The sequence below is a fragment of the Streptomyces sp. N50 genome, assembly GCF_033335955.1.
GTDB lineage: Bacteria > Actinomycetota > Actinomycetes > Streptomycetales > Streptomycetaceae > Streptomyces.
This window is the reverse complement of record NZ_CP137549.1, coordinates 2543093-2558114: the sequence shown is the minus strand read 5'-3', so window position 1 is coordinate 2558114 and position 15022 is coordinate 2543093. Positions and strand designations below refer to the sequence as shown.

General features: G+C 68.5%; 14 protein-coding genes. 9 read left to right on the top strand and 5 right to left on the bottom strand.

What is annotated here, in order from left to right; genetic code table 11:
- Positions 1 to 6: 6 nt before the first annotated feature.
- Together R2B38_RS11180 and R2B38_RS11175 are read left to right on the top strand one after the other, a co-directional pair.
- Positions 7 to 471 (top strand): MerR family transcriptional regulator, encoded by a 465-nt coding sequence (locus R2B38_RS11180; RefSeq protein WP_318016095.1) that lies wholly within the window; start codon positions 7 to 9, stop codon positions 469 to 471.
- Positions 468 to 1484, top strand: coding sequence for an aldo/keto reductase (locus R2B38_RS11175; RefSeq protein ID WP_318016094.1), 1017 nt, complete (start codon positions 468 to 470; stop codon positions 1482 to 1484). The genes R2B38_RS11180 and R2B38_RS11175 overlap by 4 nt, the downstream gene beginning before the upstream one ends.
- Before the next feature lie 98 nt (positions 1485 to 1582).
- Here R2B38_RS11175 and R2B38_RS11170 read toward each other — a convergent pair whose 3' ends face one another.
- The 3 genes from R2B38_RS11170 to R2B38_RS11160 all read right to left on the bottom strand — a co-directional run bounded on the left by R2B38_RS11170 (position 1583) and on the right by R2B38_RS11160 (position 4448).
- Positions 1583 to 2428: a DUF4429 domain-containing protein gene (locus R2B38_RS11170; RefSeq protein ID WP_033286882.1), complete on the bottom strand. Its 846-nt coding sequence runs from the start codon at positions 2426 to 2428 to the stop codon at positions 1583 to 1585.
- A gap of 58 nt (positions 2429 to 2486) precedes the next feature.
- Complete coding sequence (locus R2B38_RS11165; protein WP_318016093.1) at positions 2487 to 3719, bottom strand: alpha/beta hydrolase; 1233 nt, start codon at positions 3717 to 3719, stop codon at positions 2487 to 2489.
- Between the two features lie 93 nt (positions 3720 to 3812).
- Entirely contained in the window at positions 3813 to 4448 is a 636-nt protein-coding gene (locus R2B38_RS11160; protein ID WP_318016092.1) for a TetR family transcriptional regulator, read from the bottom strand.
- 83 nt (positions 4449 to 4531) lie between these two features.
- Here R2B38_RS11160 and R2B38_RS11155 point away from each other — a divergent pair, with 83 nt between their 5' ends.
- Together R2B38_RS11155 and R2B38_RS11150 are read left to right on the top strand one after the other, a co-directional pair.
- On the top strand, positions 4532 to 6151 hold the full coding sequence (locus tag R2B38_RS11155) for an MFS transporter (protein ID WP_033286885.1): 1620 nt from the start codon (positions 4532 to 4534) through the stop codon (positions 6149 to 6151).
- Positions 6152 to 6385: 234 nt separating this feature from the next.
- Positions 6386 to 6673, top strand: a complete 288-nt coding sequence (locus R2B38_RS11150) for a DUF4190 domain-containing protein (protein ID WP_318016091.1) — start codon at positions 6386 to 6388, stop codon at positions 6671 to 6673.
- 452 nt (positions 6674 to 7125) lie between these two features.
- On the opposite strand, the gene R2B38_RS11145 is transcribed toward R2B38_RS11150, so the two are convergent.
- Complete coding sequence (locus tag R2B38_RS11145; RefSeq protein ID WP_318016090.1) at positions 7126 to 7950, bottom strand: potassium channel family protein; 825 nt, start codon at positions 7948 to 7950, stop codon at positions 7126 to 7128.
- A gap of 109 nt (positions 7951 to 8059) precedes the next feature.
- On the bottom strand, positions 8060 to 10807 hold the full coding sequence (aceE, locus tag R2B38_RS11140; protein WP_318016089.1) for a pyruvate dehydrogenase (acetyl-transferring), homodimeric type: 2748 nt from the start codon (positions 10805 to 10807) through the stop codon (positions 8060 to 8062).
- Between the two features lie 385 nt (positions 10808 to 11192).
- On the opposite strand from aceE, the gene R2B38_RS11135 reads away from it, so the two are divergent.
- From R2B38_RS11135 to R2B38_RS11115, 5 genes are all read left to right on the top strand, one after another.
- Positions 11193 to 11630 carry a DUF3052 domain-containing protein gene (locus tag R2B38_RS11135; protein ID WP_019067106.1) on the top strand — a complete coding sequence of 146 codons (438 nt, stop codon included), beginning with the start codon at positions 11193 to 11195 and terminating at the stop codon, positions 11628 to 11630.
- 139 nt (positions 11631 to 11769) lie between these two features.
- Entirely contained in the window at positions 11770 to 12228 is a 459-nt protein-coding gene (locus R2B38_RS11130) for a peroxiredoxin (RefSeq protein WP_318016088.1), read from the top strand.
- 113 nt (positions 12229 to 12341) lie between these two features.
- Complete coding sequence (locus tag R2B38_RS11125) at positions 12342 to 12917, top strand: TerD family protein (protein ID WP_019060360.1); 576 nt, start codon at positions 12342 to 12344, stop codon at positions 12915 to 12917.
- A gap of 160 nt (positions 12918 to 13077) precedes the next feature.
- On the top strand, positions 13078 to 13653 hold the full coding sequence (locus R2B38_RS11120) for a TerD family protein (protein WP_033286888.1): 576 nt from the start codon (positions 13078 to 13080) through the stop codon (positions 13651 to 13653).
- A gap of 153 nt (positions 13654 to 13806) precedes the next feature.
- Positions 13807 to 14952 carry a DUF475 domain-containing protein gene (locus R2B38_RS11115; protein WP_318016087.1) on the top strand — a complete coding sequence of 382 codons (1146 nt, stop codon included), beginning with the start codon at positions 13807 to 13809 and terminating at the stop codon, positions 14950 to 14952.
- Positions 14953 to 15022 lie beyond the last annotated feature (70 nt).

The following is a 15022-nucleotide window of genomic DNA, read 5'->3' as shown; positions in this document are numbered from 1 at the left end:
GTGGTCATGACGGTGATGGAGACCACGGGTACCAGTACCGACAGCTGCGCGGGCCCGCCGCAGGCCGAGCGGCGTCCGGACGGCGAGGACAGCTACACGATCAGCGAGGTCGTCGCCTTCACCGGCCTGACGGCACACACCCTGCGCTGGTACGAGCGCATCGGCCTGATGCCGCACATCGACCGCTCGCACACCGGCCAGCGCCGCTACAGCAACCGCGACCTCGACTGGCTCGACCTCGTCGGCAAGCTCCGCCTGACCGGGATGCCGGTCGCCGACATGGTCCGCTACGCCGAGCTGATGCGCGAGGGCGAGCACACCTACGGCGCCCGCTTCGAACTCCTGGAATCGACCCGCAGGGACGTCATCGCCAGGATCGCCGAACTGCAGGACACCCTGGCCGTCCTCGACCGGAAGATCAACTTCTACGCCAAGGCCGGCCTCGCCTACGAACAGGAGAAGGCAGGATGACCGACACCACGATCCCGACCGCACGGCTCGGCGCGGCCGGCCCCGAGGTCGGCGTCCAGGGCCTCGGCTGCATGGGCATGAGCTTCGCCTACGGCCCCTCGGACGCGAAGCAGTCGCAGGCCGCCCTGGACCGCGCGTTCGACCTGGGCGTGACCCTCTACGACACGGCGGACGCGTACGGCGTCGGCGAGAACGAGCGGTTCCTGTCGCCGTTCTTCAAGGCGCACCGCGACCAGCTCGTCATCGCCACCAAGTTCGCCCTGTCGATCCCGCCCGGCGAGCCCACCCGGCGCGTGATCCGCAACGACCGCCCCTACATCCGCCAGGCGGTCGAGGCGAGCCTGAAGCGCCTCGACATCGACGTCATCGACCTCTACTACATGCACCGCCGCGACCCGGCCGTCCCGATCGAGGACACCGTCGGCGCGATGGCGGAACTGGTGGCCGAGGGCAAGGTGAAGCACCTCGGCCTGAGCGAGGTCACGGGCGCGGAGCTGCGGGCGGCGCACGCCGTCCACCCCATCGCCGCCGTCCAGTCGGAGTGGTCCCTCTTCAGCCGCGACGTCGAGATCAGCCTGGTGGGCGCGGCCGCCGACCTGGGCGCGGCGGTCGTACCGTACTCACCGCTCGGCCGAGGCTTCCTCACGGGTTCGTTCTCGAACGCCGACCAGGACCTGACGGAGGGCGACTACCGCCGCACCCAGCCCCGCTTCACCGGTGAGAACGCGGCCGCCAACGCCACCCTCCTGGACCCGGTCCGCACGGTCGCCAAGGCCCACGACGCCTCCCTGGGCCAGATCGCCCTGGCCTGGGTCCAACAGCGTGCCCAGGTCCACGGCCTCCCGGTGATCCCCATCCCGGGCACGACCAAGCCCGGCCGGGTGGAGGAGAACACAGCGGCAACAAGGATCATCCTCACGGATGAGGACCTGTCCCTCCTGGAGCCGATCGCCGGGAAGGTGGCGGGCGACCGCTACGCGGACATGTCCTTCGCCTCGTCCAGCAGGGAGTAGCTGAGCAGCGTCCTTGACTGGAGCGCTTTTAAGGGGCGCGGGGAACTGCGCGACCAGCCCCCACCGGCCCGCGGTCAAAAAACAACAAGCAGCCCCAACTACAACTCCGCCAACAACTCAGCCTTCTTCACGGCGAATTCGTCATCCGTCACCAGCCCCGCCTGATGCAACTCCCCGAGGTGACGAATCCGCTCAGCGATATCCGCAGGGTCGCGACGCGCGGCCGGCACCACAACGCTGGGCCGCGCGGAGCGAACCGCCGCAAGCACAGCCCCCGCGAACGGCAACGACTCATGCACAGGCCCATACCCCAGCCCGAACACCACGGCCGCCGGATCCTGATCGACAGGCAGCAGCGACTCGGCCCCGCGCAACAGCCGTAGATGCCCCTCAAAGACTTCGGGCGACCGCCACTCGACACCATTCAGGTCGGCGATCGCGAAGCTCTGGTCGCCGGCCTTCCACTTCGCCGACGACGCCCCCGTCCAGAACCACCGGAACGACACCGTCTTCCCGTCGAAGGACGCCTTCCCGTCGTACGCCTTGAACCGCAACGGCACCTCGGGCGCGGCCACCAGGAACCGCTCGGCAGGGCCCTCCGGCTTCAGCCGCGCACGCAACTCGTCGGCGTAGTACTCGGCGAGCGTCTCGCGCTCGGCGGGCAGCACCAGCCGGTAGGGATCGCAGCTCTCCTTCAGCTGCCCCGCGGCCGCCTCCATCAGCGGATCCGCGCCGGGCCGGGGCACCGCGCGGAGCACGACCGTGCCGCGCCGGCCGGGCGCGAGGGTCACCGCCTCGATCGCCTCGAAGGGGATCCGGCGTTCACCGAGCGCCTGGAATAGCTTGGGTGTTCGAATTCCGCGTTCGTAACGGATGACCACGGAGTCGGACTCGAACTCCCAGGCGGCATGAAATCCGGCCAGTACGTCACCCATGCGGCTCATCGTAGGCGGCACACGCTCCTCCGTCCCATCCCCGCGCAGACCGCACTTCCTGCTGTTTCTACGCGCGTCCGGCCGCCGAGGCGCCGGACAAACCCTCTCGGCAGGTGTCACCTTCGTGCGCGCACGTCACCGAGCGGTACGCGCCAACCCCGATGTCGGCGAAGTTGGTGAGGCTGTCGGTGCCCGCCGCGAAGTAACCGGTGTGGCCCTCCGCGTCCTTCGCGGACAGCACGCGCGCGCCGAACGCGTTCGACACCGGGTCCTCGCCGTGCCCGAGGCCGCCGAGCTCCATGTACGGCACGTCCTGGATCCAGTCGTTCGCGTCCCGCATCGCCCACACCCGGGCACGTGTGTGCAGGTGGGCGGCGCTGGAGGTGCGCATACCGGGGCTGCCCGCCACCGCGATGTCGGTCACCCGCGCCGGTAGTTCGTGCGCGGCGACCCCGCACACCACCGAGCCGTAGCTGTGGCAGAACAGGGCGACCTGCGAGGTCCCGGGCAGCGCCCGCACCAGCGCGTTCAGCCGTACGGCGCCCGCCTCGGCGCGTCCCGCGGTGGCCGAGTCGATGCCGAGGCCGCCGGGGGAGGTGTAGTCGGCCCAGGCGATGACCGCCGTACGCACGCCTGTCGTGTCCGTCGCGGACTTCGCCGTGTTCTCGGCCGCGTACAGGTTCTGCGCCATGCCGACCGGTGCCGAGTAGTCCTTGTTCGTCTTCTGGAACGTGAGCAGGTCGGTGTCGACGCCGGGGACGATGACCGAGACGCGCTGCGCGGTGTCCAGGTCGCCGAAGACCTCGGCGATGCGGCCCGAACCCTCGGGGTCGAAGGCCAGGATGTGGCGGCCCTCGGTCATCAGCGCCTCGAAGCGGTGCATGAGGCGGCCCGCGTCCTGCTGGCCCAGTGGCGTGAGGCGGTTGTCGTGCATGCGCTTCTTCTCGACCTTGCGCTGCTGGTCGAGGGCGACGCGGTTGGCGCGGTAGCGCAGCGAGACCGGGGCGCCGTTCATGTTGCCGACCGCGAGCGGGTAGCGGTGCGCGAGGCGCGTCCGCTGCTGCGCGGTGAGCGAGGCGAAGAACCGGGCCAGCCGGGTCGGGGAGGCGTCCGGGTCGGGCAGCTCGCGCCCGTTGATGTGGCCGTGCTCCCACGCGGAGAGGGAGGTCTGGAGCGCCGTTTTCCCGGGGTGGCTGCGGACCGCGGTCCAACCGGTGGTCGCCAGCATCACGAACACCACGGCCAGCGCGGCCAGTGCGCGCCAGGCGTTCAGCGTGGGGGAGGAGTCGAAGGAAGTCACTGGGAGGACACACTAGGAGAACGAGAGGGTCTCGCGTTAACCGAGTGACGGGGATCACGTTTCAGTGGGGCGTGACGAGAAACTCAGTACGACTCATCCCGTGCGGCTCGTGCGCCAGTTCCCGGCGAGCGCGGGTCCCACCCCGTCCAGGTAGCCGGCGGTCAGCTCGCGCATCGCCTCGATGCTGAGGTCGTCGCCCGCGATCCACATCCGCTCCACCACCCGCATCACCCCGCTGAACACGGCCACGACCACGCGCGGCCGGGGGTCCGCGTCCACGTCGAGCCCTTCGCGCCGGGCGATGATCTGCGCCAGCTCCTCCTCCAGCTCCTGCGAGCGCCGCAGATGGGCGGCGAGCAGCGCGGGCGTCGACTCGATCACGCGGTAGGTGCGCATGTGCAGGTCCAGCGGTACGACCTGCTGGATCGCCTCGTTGATGGTGTCCCAGCTCTCCAGCACGGCCCGGCGCAGCGCCTCCAGCGGGGCCTCGTGCGGCGGGCGGGCGCGGACGGCCGTGACGAAGTGCCTCTCCGTGAGCCGGGGCACGAAGAACGCGGCCTCCTCCTTGCCCGCGAAGTAGCGGAAGAAGGTGCGCTGCGAGACGTCGACGGCCTCGGTGATCTCGTCGACCGTGGTCCGCTCGTACCCCTTGGCCGTGAACAGCTCCAGGGCGGCACGCAGCAGCGCGTCCCGCGTACGCGCCTTCTTGCGCTCGCGCAACGTCTCCATGCTGTTCTCCTCGCGATTGTTGACAGTCGCCGACATCTGAACCTGTTTGTCAATTGTCAGTGGCTGACACTAGCCTCGCGTGTATGACTAGTCAGACCACCATCAGCGCGACGGGGCCGGGGGACAAGGCACCAGCCGCCCCGTCCGACCCGACGCCGTCCACGGGGCTGCGCGGCCACCCGTGGTTCACCCTCATAACCGTCGCCGTCGGCGTCATGATGGTGGCCCTCGACGGCACCATCGTCGCCATCGCCAACCCGGCCATCCAGAAGGACCTCGGCGCCAGCTTCGCCGACGTCCAGTGGATCACCAACGGCTACTTCCTCGCCCTCGCGGTCTCCCTCATCACCGCCGGCAAGCTCGGTGACCGCTTCGGCCACCGCCAGACCTTCCTGATCGGCGTGAGCGGCTTCGCCCTCGCGTCCGGCGCGATCGGGCTCTCGCACAGCATCGCGTTCGTCGTCACGTTCCGCGTGCTCCAGGGGCTGTTCGGGGCGCTGCTGATGCCGGCCGCGCTCGGCCTGCTGCGGGCCACCTTCCCGGCCGAGAAGCTCAACATGGCGATCGGCCTGTGGGGCATGGTCATCGGCGCCTCCACCGCGGGCGGCCCGATCCTCGGCGGGGTGCTCGTCGAGCACGTCAACTGGCAGTCGGTGTTCTTCATCAACGTGCCGGTCGGCGCCATCGCGCTGGTCCTAGGCCTGCTGATCCTCCGGGACCACCGAGCCGAGAACGCCCCCCGCTCCTTCGACATCCTCGGCATCGTGCTGCTCTCCGGCGCGATGTTCTGCCTCGTCTGGGCCCTCATCAAGGCGCCGACCTGGGGCTGGGGCTCCGGCACGACCTGGACGTTCCTCGCCGTGTCGGTGCTGGGCTTCGCGCTGTTCGCGTTCTGGGAGCAGAAGGTCGCGGAACCTCTCATCCCCCTGGGCCTGTTCCGCTCGGTCCCGCTGTCCGCGGGCGTCGTGCTGATGGTCCTGATGGCGATCGCCTTCATGGGCGGCCTGTTCTTCGTGACGTTCTACTTGCAGAACGTGCACGGTATGAGCCCGATCGACGCCGGTCTCCACCTTCTCCCGCTCACCGGGATGATGATCGTCGGCTCCCCGCTCGCCGGCGCCGCGATCACCAAGCTCGGCCCGCGCATCCCGCTGGCGGGAGGCATGGCGGCGACCGCGATCGCGATGTACGGCATGTCCACCCTCACCTCGAACACCGGCAGCGGCGTCATGTCGATCTGGTTCGCCCTGCTGGGCTTCGGCCTCGCCCCGGTGATGGTCGGCGCGACCGAGGTCATCGTGGGCAACGCGCCCATGGAGCTGTCCGGTGTCGCCGGCGGTCTCCAGCAGGCCGCGATGCAGATCGGCGGCAGCCTCGGTACGGCCGTCCTCGGAGCCGTGATGGCATCCCGCGTCGACAGCGACCTCGCCGGCAACTGGACGGACGCGGGCCTGCCCAAGCTCACCCAGCCCCAACTGGACGCGGCCGCCGAGGCGGTCCAGGTCGGCGTGGCCCCGATCGCCCCGAACACCCCGGAGACGATCGCCGCGAAGATCACGCAGGTCGCCCACGACACGTTCATCTCCGGCATGAGCCTGGCCTGCCTCGTCGCGGCCGGCGTAGCGGTGGTAGCAGTCTTCGTGGCACTCCTGACCAAGCGCGGCGAGAACGCGGAGGCGGGCGCGGGCGCGGCCCACATCTAACCCTCTCCCAGGCCGAGTTCGCCTATCAGGGTGACTCCGCTAAAGATTCCTGGCACCCGGCACGCGCCGCAGGTCACAGTGGGTCAAGTCCTCCGCAGGGCAGGGGGGACGGGTTGGTCTGCGGCGCGCTGCCGGAGGGGGGCAGCGCGCAAGCAGGCTTTTTTTGCGTGTACGCGGGTATCCGGTCACCGTAGGGAACTGGCCGAACTGGCATGGACGCCCAGGGAGTTGACGATGACGGGCTTCGGCAACGGAACGCGCAGGAACCCCCGCTCGCGTGGCCGCATGGGGTCAGGGAGCGGGCCGGACCGCGCGACGCTCGCCATCATCGGCCTGGTCTGCGCGATCGCGGGCTTCTTCCTGGCGGGGAACCTGGGGATCGTCCTCGGCCCGATCGCGGTGATCTGCGGCTGGCTGGCCATGGGCCGCAGATGGACGGGCTCCCGCCGGGTGATGGCGTTGGTGGCCCTGGTCCTGGGCGCGATCGACACGCTGGCGGCGGTGCTGTGGACGTTCTTCTGAGCGAAGGCTGAGCGGACCTGCCGCTGGACGGAGGCCGAGCGGAGGTTCGTCCGGGCCGGGGTGAGTTGGAGCTTCTGCGGAGCTGGGGTTGAGCGGAAGTTCGTCCAGGCCGGGGCGAGTTGTAGGGTCTGCTGAACTGGGCTTGAGCGGACGTTTGTCTTGGCCGGGGTGAGCTGGACCTTCTGCTGAGCCGGGGTGGAGCGGACGTTCGTCCGGGCCGAGCCCGAGCGGCATCCGCCCTGAACGGAGGCCGAGCGGAGAGGGGCACTGCCCCCGCCCCGGGAGGGGACTGCCGCCCGGCCCGGAGGGACCCGCTTCCGACAACCCGGAGGAGTCCGCCTCCGACGCCACGGACAGGGCCGTCACCCCTGCCCCGGAGTCGGCCACCCGCACCCCCGTCAACGCCGTCACCTATGCCCCGGAGACGACTGCAGCCTCCGCCCCGGAGCCGGTCACCGCCCCTGCCTCGGAGCCAGCCACCACCCCCGTCTCGGAGACGGCCATCCCCCCTGCCCCGGAGCCGACCACCACCCCCGCCCCAGAGACATCCCCCGCACCCCCGACAACGCCGCCACCTCCGCCCGCAACCCCCGCACCTCCTCCGCCAGCGCCTCGATCGCCAGGGTCTGGCGCCGCTCCTCCACGTCGTCCTTCTCGAAGCGGGCGATGAACCACGTGGCGATGTTCGCGGTGACGACACCGAGCAGCGCGATCCCGGAGAGCATCAGGCCGACGGCGATCATCCGGCCGAGCCCGGTGGTCGGGGCGTGGTCCCCGTACCCCACCGTCGTCATCGTGGTGAAGGACCACCACACGGCGTCACCCAGCGTCCGGATGTTCCCGTTGGGCGAGTCGCGTTCGACGGACAGGACCGCCAGCGAACCGAACATCAGCAGCCCGATCACCGCGCCGGCGACATACGTCGTCAGCTGGATCTGCGAGGCCATCCGGGCCCGGCGTCCGACGAGTATCAGCGTGGACACCATGCGCAGGAGCCGTAGCGGCTGAAGTATCGGCAGCACGACCGCGCACAGGTCCATCCAGTGCGTCCGCACGAACCGCCGCCGGTCCCGTGACATCGCCAGCCGCATCAGATAGTCGGCGGCGAACGCCCCCCACACCACCCACTCGACCACCGTGCACACCGTCGTCAGCCGGTGCCCGGCGGTCGAGTCCACGATCGGCACGGCATAGGCCACGGCAAACCCGACCGCGAGCGCCAGCAGCGGCCGCTGAGTCCGCTGCTCCCAACGAGCTTGTGCCGATGGTTCGTTCATGCCCGCATGTTAGGGCGCGGGGATGCCCCTCAAAGGCGCCCCAAAGGGGCTGCCTTTGAGGGGCGCGGGGAACTGCGCGACCAGCCCCCACGCACCCGCGGCCAAAGAACTACGCATCTCCTCCAGCCGCACCGGGGTCAGCCGAAGCAACATCCAGCAACTGATACCGATCGATCGCCTGCTTCAACACGGACCGATCGACCTTCCCCTCCCGCGCCAACTCCGTCAGCACAGCCACCACAACCGACTGCGCGTCGATGTGGAAGAACCGCCGAGCCGCCCCCCGCGTGTCCGCGAACCCGAACCCATCAGCCCCCAACGACTGATAAGTGCCCGGCACCCACCGCGAGATCTGGTCAGGAACCGACCGCATCCAGTCGGAAACCGCCACGAACGGCCCCTCCGCCCCGCTCAACTTCCGCGTGACATAAGGAACCTGCTGCTCCTCCTCGGGATGCAGCAAGTTGTGCCGCTCCACCTCGACCGCCTCGCGCCGCAGCTCGTTCCAGGAGGTCGCGGACCACACATCGGCCCGGACGTTCCACTCCTCGGCGAGAATCCGCTGGGCCTCAAGAGCCCACGGGACCGCGACCCCGGACGCCATGATCTGCGCCGGAACCGTCCCCGAGGCGCCCCGACTGATCCGGTGGACGCCCTTGAGGATGCCCTCCACGTCGACATCGGACGGCTCGGCCGGGTGCTGGATCGGCTCGTTGTAGACGGTGAGGTAGTAGAAGACGTCCTCGCCGTGCGGGTGTTCCGCGTCCGAGCCGTACATCCGCCGCAGCCCGTCCTGCACGATGTACGCGATCTCGTACGAGTACGCCGGGTCGTAGGCGACACACCCCGGGTTGGTGGACGCCAGCAACTGCGAGTGGCCGTCCGCGTGTTGGAGTCCCTCGCCGGTCAGAGTCGTACGACCCGCGGTCGCACCCAGCACGAAACCGCGCGCCAACTGGTCGGCCATCTGCCAGAACTGGTCACCGGTGCGCTGGAAACCGAACATCGAGTAGAAGACGTAGACCGGGATGAGCGGCTCGCCGTGTGTCGCGTACGCCGAACCCGCCGCGATCAGCGAGGCCGTACAGCCCGCCTCCGAGATGCCGTCGTGCAGCATCTGCCCGGTCGGCGACTCCTTGTAGGCGAGCAGGAGTTCACGGTCGACCGACTCGTACTGCTGGCCCAGCGGGTTGTAGATCTTCGCGCTCGGGAAGAAGGAGTCCATGCCGAACGTGCGGTACTCGTCCGGCGCGATCAGCACGAACCGACGGCCGATCTCCTTGTCCCGCATGAGGTCCTTGAGCAGTCGTACGAACGCCATGGTGGTGGCGATCGACTGCTGGCCCGAACCCTTCTTCACACTCGCGTACGTCTTGTCCTCGGGGAGGGCCAGCGGCTTGGAGCGGACGACACGCGTTGGGACGTAGCCGCCCAGCGCGTTGCGCCGGTCGTGCATGTACTGGATCTCCTCCGAGTTCCGGCCCGGGTGGAAGTACGGCGGCGCGCCGGACTCCAACTCCTGGTCGGTGATCGGGAGGTGGAGGCGGTCGCGGAAGCCCTTGAGGTCGGCGACCGTCAGCTTCTTCATCTGGTGCGTGGCGTTGCGGCCCTCGAAGTTGGGGCCCAGCGTCCAGCCCTTGACCGTCTGCGCGAGGACGACGGTCGGCTGGCCCTGGTGCTGCTTGGCCGCCGCGAAGGCCGCGTAGACCTTCTGGTGGTCGTGTCCGCCGCGCCCCAGGTGCAGGATCTGGTCGTCGGTCATGTTCTCGACCATCGCGCGCAGCCGGTGGTCGTGCCCGAAGAAGTGCTCGCGGATGTACGCGCCGGTCTCCGTGGCGTACGTCTGGAACTGGCCGTCCGGCGTGGTGTTGAGCTGGTTGACCAGCACGCCGTCGCGGTCCTGGGCGAGCAGCGGGTCCCAGGTGCGGTCCCAGACCAGCTTGATGACGTTCCAGCCGGCGCCCCGGAACTGCGACTCCAGCTCCTGGATGATCTTGCCGTTGCCGCGCACCGGGCCGTCGAGCCGCTGGAGGTTGCAGTTGACGACGAAGGTCAGGTTGTCCAGGCCCTCGCGCGCCGCGATCGACAGCTGGCCGAGCGACTCCGGCTCGTCCATCTCGCCGTCGCCGAGGAAGGCCCACACGTGCGACCGCGACGTGTCCGCGATCCCGCGCGCCTCCATGTAGCGGTTCATCCGCGCCTGGAAGATCGCGCCGAGCGGGCCCAGGCCCATCGACACGGTCGGGAACTCCCAGAAGTCCGGCATCGACCGCGGGTGCGGGTACGAGGACAGCCCGTACGGCGCCTTCGACTTCTCCTGGCGGAACGCGTCCAGCTGCTGCTCGCTGAGCCGGTCCAGGAGGAACGCGCGGGCGTAGATGCCCGGCGAGGCGTGCCCCTGGAAGAAGATCTGGTCGCCGCCGTCGCCCTGGTCCTTGCCCCGGAAGAAGTGGTTGAAGCCCACGTCGTAGAGCGAGGCGGAGGACGCGAACGTGGCGATGTGGCCGCCGACGCCGATGCCGGGACGCTGGGCCCGGGACACCATCACCGCGGCGTTCCAGCGGGTCGCGTTCAGGATCTTGCGCTCGATCTCCTCGTTGCCGGGGAAGAACGGCTCGTCCTTGGTGGCGATCGTGTTGACGTAGTCCGTGCTGCGCATCTCGGGCACGGCCACGCGCTTCTCGCGGGCCCGCTCGATCAGCCGGAGCATCAGATAGCGGGCCCGCTCACGGCCGCGCTGGTCCACGGCGGCGTCGAGCGAGTCGAGCCACTCCTGGGTCTCTTCGGGATCGAAGTCAGGAACCTGACTCGGAAGGCCGCCAATGATGATCGGATTGCGATCGGATCCGGAAGCCACGCTGTTCCTTACGTGTCGAGGGGAAAACGTGTCAGAGGGGAAAACGTGTCATAGGGGGGAGTTGCACCGTTCCCCATGGTCTACCGCAGGGCGGCAATCGTCATCTCTACCGTGAGGTAACCGTGACTCGTTTAGCAAAGTCATTCGAGTCGCGTACCCTCGGAGGGTTCTCAAACGTGCAAACCGGGCAGAACGCTGTGGTGTACGTCACCGGCGGCCGCGATAGCGTGCCTGGAGTTGCGGCGACACGGCCAGGATCGTCACCGTTTCGGCGTTCCGAATCGCCGGGTACTTGCGCGATCCGGCCCGTCCGTGTGGACTACGGCCAATGCTTCGCGCACGCGCGATGCTGGACATTCATCAAGACATGATCAGGAGGCAACCCGTGAGCGCGACCGCGGACCACGCGGAGGAGCGGACGAACCCTGCCGCAAGGCTGGGGTTCCAGCCCGAGCAGGTGGTCCAGGAGATCGGCTACGACGACGACGTAGACCAGGAACTCCGCGAGGCCATTGAAGAAGTCATCGGCAGCGACCTGGTGGACGAGGACTACGACGACGTCGCCGATGCCGTGGTGCTGTGGTTCCGCGACGAGGACGGCGACCTGACCGACGTGCTGGTGGACGCCATCTCGTACGTCGAGGAGGGCGGCTCGATCCTGCTGCTGACGCCGAAGACCGGCCGTGACGGCTACGTCGAGCCCAGCGACATCTCGGAAGCCGCCACGACCGCGGGCCTTTCCGCGGCCAAGAGCGTCAGCGTGGGCAAGGACTGGAGTGGCAGCCGGCTGGTGACGCCCAAGGCAGCCAAGTCCAAGAGGTAGTCGCCGGAGGTACCTCGATCGTTGAATCCCGGACGGGCTGGCCACGCCAGCCCGTCCGTCCGCATGCGGTGATCGCTGCGTAGGGTGGACGCACGGGTGGTCTCACCCGAACAGCCCCACCGAAGGGATGCAGGACGAGATGGCGATCCAGGTCGGCGACAAGGCCCCCGATTTCGAGCTCAAGGACAACCACGGCGCCACCGTGAAGCTGTCCGACTTCCGGGGCGAGAAGAATGTGGTGCTGCTCTTCTACCCCTTCGCCTTCACCGGCGTCTGCACCGGCGAGCTGTGCTCCCTGCGGGACAACCTGCCGCAGTTCACCGACCGCGACACCCAGCTCCTCGCGGTCTCGAACGACTCCATCCACACCCTGCGCGTCTTCGCCGAGCAGGAGGGCCTGGAGTACCCGCTGCTCTCCGACTTCTGGCCGCACGGCAACACTTCGCGCGCCTACGGCGTCTTCGACGAGGACAAGGGCTGCGCCGTGCGCGGGACCTTCGTCATCGACAAGGAGGGCGTCGTGCGCTGGACGGTCGTCAACGGCCTGCCGGACGCGCGGGACCTCAACGAGTACGTGAAGGCGCTCGACAGCCTGTGATTGTTAGGTTCCAGAGCCTGCGAGGGTCGGGAACCCGTCACTAGGATCGAGACGTTGATCCGATACCGACGCACTACGGGGCATCCCCGCCCCTGGACACCAATGGAGGACTCGTGGGAGTCAGCCTCAGCAAGGGCGGCAACGTATCACTGACCAAGGAGGCCCCGGGCCTGACCGCGGTCATCGTCGGTCTGGGGTGGGACGTCCGCACCACCACCGGCACCGACTTCGACCTCGACGCCAGCGCACTCCTGCTGAACAGCGCGGGCAAGGTCGCCAGTGACGCGAACTTCGTCTTCTTCAACAACCTCAAGAGCCCCGACGGCTCCGTCGAGCACACCGGTGACAACACCACCGGTGAGGGCGAGGGCGACGACGAGGCGATCAAGGTGAACCTCGCGGCGGTCCCGGCGGACGTCGACAAGATCACCTTCCCGGTCTCGATCTACGACGCCGAGAACCGCCAGCAGTCCTTCGGCCAGGTCCGCAACGCGTTCATCCGCGTGGTGAACCAGGCCGGCGGCGCCGAGATCGCCCGCTACGACCTCTCCGAGGACGCCTCGACCGAGACGGCCATGGTCTTCGGCGAGCTGTACCGCAACGGCGCGGAGTGGAAGTTCCGCGCCATCGGCCAGGGCTACGCCTCGGGCCTGCGCGGCATCGCCCAGGACTTCGGCGTCAACGTCTGACGTCCGGGCGTCTGCGGTACGGGCGTCCGGGGTACGGACGCCTGACGTACGGAGGCTTCACCGCCCGGGCGCCGCGCGGTTCGCGTGGCGCCCGGGGGGTCTCCCCTCCGGGGGAGCGCAGGACAACCAGAGAAGCATCACCTCGGGGAGGACCAGCACTATGGGCGTCACGCTCGCCAAGGGGGGCAATGTCTCCCTGTCCAAGGCCGCACCGAACCTCACGAACGTTCTGATCGGCCTCGGCTGGGACGCACGCTCCACCACCGGAGCCGACTTCGACCTCGACGCCAGCGCGCTGCTGTGCAACGGCGGCCGGGTGCTGGGCGACGAGTGGTTCATCTTCTACAACCAGCTCACGAGCCCGGACGGTTCGGTGGAGCACACCGGCGACAACCTCACCGGTGAGGGCGAGGGTGACGACGAGTCGATCCTGGTCGACCTCGCCAAGGTGCCGGCCAACGTCGACAAGATCGTCTTCCCGGTCTCCATCCACGACGCAGACAACAGGGGCCAGACCTTCGGCCAGGTCAGCAACGCCTTCATCCGCGTGGTCAACCAGGCCGACGGCCAGGAGCTGGCCCGCTACGACCTCTCCGAGGACGCCTCGACCGAAACGGCCATGATCTTCGGCGAGCTCTACCGCTACCAGGGCGAGTGGAAGTTCAGGGCGGTCGGCCAGGGGTACGCGTCCGGGCTGCGGGGCATCGCCCTGGACTTCGGGGTCAACGTCTCGTAAAGGCGTTATCCACACCGGCTGTCCCGGTCGGCGGAGTCTCCCTCTAGACTCAGTGCTCGACGTCAAATTTTAAGTAAAGCCGAGTGCGGCGCGGGGGGAAGACCCTCCCCAGACTCCGTCTGGGGGAACCCCCAACACACGATTGGGTAGCCAGTGCTTCTGAAAACCTTCGGCTGGTCGTTCGCGGTCACCGCGCTCGGCCTTGTCGCAGCGGCGTTCTACGGGGGGTGGGAAGCCTTCGGCATCGTGGCGATCCTGGCCGTCCTGGAGATCTCGCTGTCCTTCGACAACGCGGTGGTCAACGCCGGGATCCTGAAGAAGATGTCCGCCTTCTGGCAGAAGATCTTCCTCACCATCGGTGTCCTGATCGCCGTCTTCGGCATGCGGCTGGTGTTCCCCGTCGTCATCGTCGCGGTCACCGCCAAGATCGGCCCGATCGACGCGGTCGACCTCGCGCTCAACAACAAGGACCACTACCAGCAGCTGGTCACCGACGCCCACCCGGCGATCGCGGCCTTCGGCGGCATGTTCCTGCTGATGATCTTCCTCGACTTCATCTTCGAGGACCGGGACATCCAGTGGCTGCGCTGGATCGAGCGCCCGCTGGCCAAGCTCGGCAAGGTCGACATGCTGTCGGTCTGCATCGCCCTGATCGTCCTGCTGATCACCTCGTTCACCTTCGCGGCCCACGCCCACCAGCACGGCGGCGCCCACGCGGACAAGGCGCAGACGGTCCTGATCGCCGGTATCTCCGGCCTGATCACGTACATGATCGTCGGCGGGCTCTCCGGCTACTTCGAGGACAAGCTCGAAGAAGAGGAGGAGCGGGAGCACGAGGAGGAGGAAGAGGCCGCGCGCACCGGCAAGCAGCGCTCGGCGGTCGTCCTCGCCGGCCAGGCGGCCTTCTTCATGTTCCTGTACCTCGAAGTCCTGGACGCGTCCTTCTCCTTCGACGGCGTGATCGGCGCGTTCGCCATCACCAACGACATCGTCCTCATGGCCCTCGGCCTCGGCATCGGCGCGATGTACGTCCGCTCGCTGACGGTGTACCTGGTCCGCCAGGGCACGCTGGACGACTACGTCTACCTGGAGCACGGCGCGCACTACGCGATCGGCGCCCTGGCCGTGATCCTTATGGTCACCATCCAGTACCAGATCAACGAGGTCATCACCGGCCTGGTCGGCGTCATCCTGATCGGCTGGTCCTTCTGGTCCTCGGTCCGCAGGAACAAGGCCCTCGCGGAAGCCGAGGGAAAAGCAGGCTCGGACGAGAAGACTGAGGTCCCGTCCGGGGTGTGACAAGCTCCCTGGTGAGGGAACGCTTCTGTTCGGGGCGGCCGTCGAGGACATGTCCTCTGTCAGGCCGCCC

What these genes read in the sequence shown, in the direction of transcription:
- R2B38_RS11180 (WP_318016095.1), top strand. Translation starts at nt 7, where the DNA reads ATGACGGTGATGGAGACCACGGGTACCAGTACCGACAGCTGCGCGGGC.
- R2B38_RS11175 (WP_318016094.1), top strand. Translation starts at nt 468, where the DNA reads ATGACCGACACCACGATCCCGACCGCACGGCTCGGCGCGGCCGGCCCC.
- R2B38_RS11170 (WP_033286882.1), bottom strand. Translation starts at nt 2,428, where the DNA reads ATGAGCCGCATGGGTGACGTACTGGCCGGATTTCATGCCGCCTGGGAG.
- R2B38_RS11160 (WP_318016092.1), bottom strand. Translation starts at nt 4,448, where the DNA reads ATGGAGACGTTGCGCGAGCGCAAGAAGGCGCGTACGCGGGACGCGCTG.
- R2B38_RS11155 (WP_033286885.1), top strand. Translation starts at nt 4,532, where the DNA reads ATGACTAGTCAGACCACCATCAGCGCGACGGGGCCGGGGGACAAGGCA.
- R2B38_RS11150 (WP_318016091.1), top strand. Translation starts at nt 6,386, where the DNA reads ATGACGGGCTTCGGCAACGGAACGCGCAGGAACCCCCGCTCGCGTGGC.
- R2B38_RS11145 (WP_318016090.1), bottom strand. Translation starts at nt 7,950, where the DNA reads ATGAACGAACCATCGGCACAAGCTCGTTGGGAGCAGCGGACTCAGCGG.
- R2B38_RS11130 (WP_318016088.1), top strand. Translation starts at nt 11,770, where the DNA reads ATGGCGATCCAGGTCGGCGACAAGGCCCCCGATTTCGAGCTCAAGGAC.
- R2B38_RS11120 (WP_033286888.1), top strand. Translation starts at nt 13,078, where the DNA reads ATGGGCGTCACGCTCGCCAAGGGGGGCAATGTCTCCCTGTCCAAGGCC.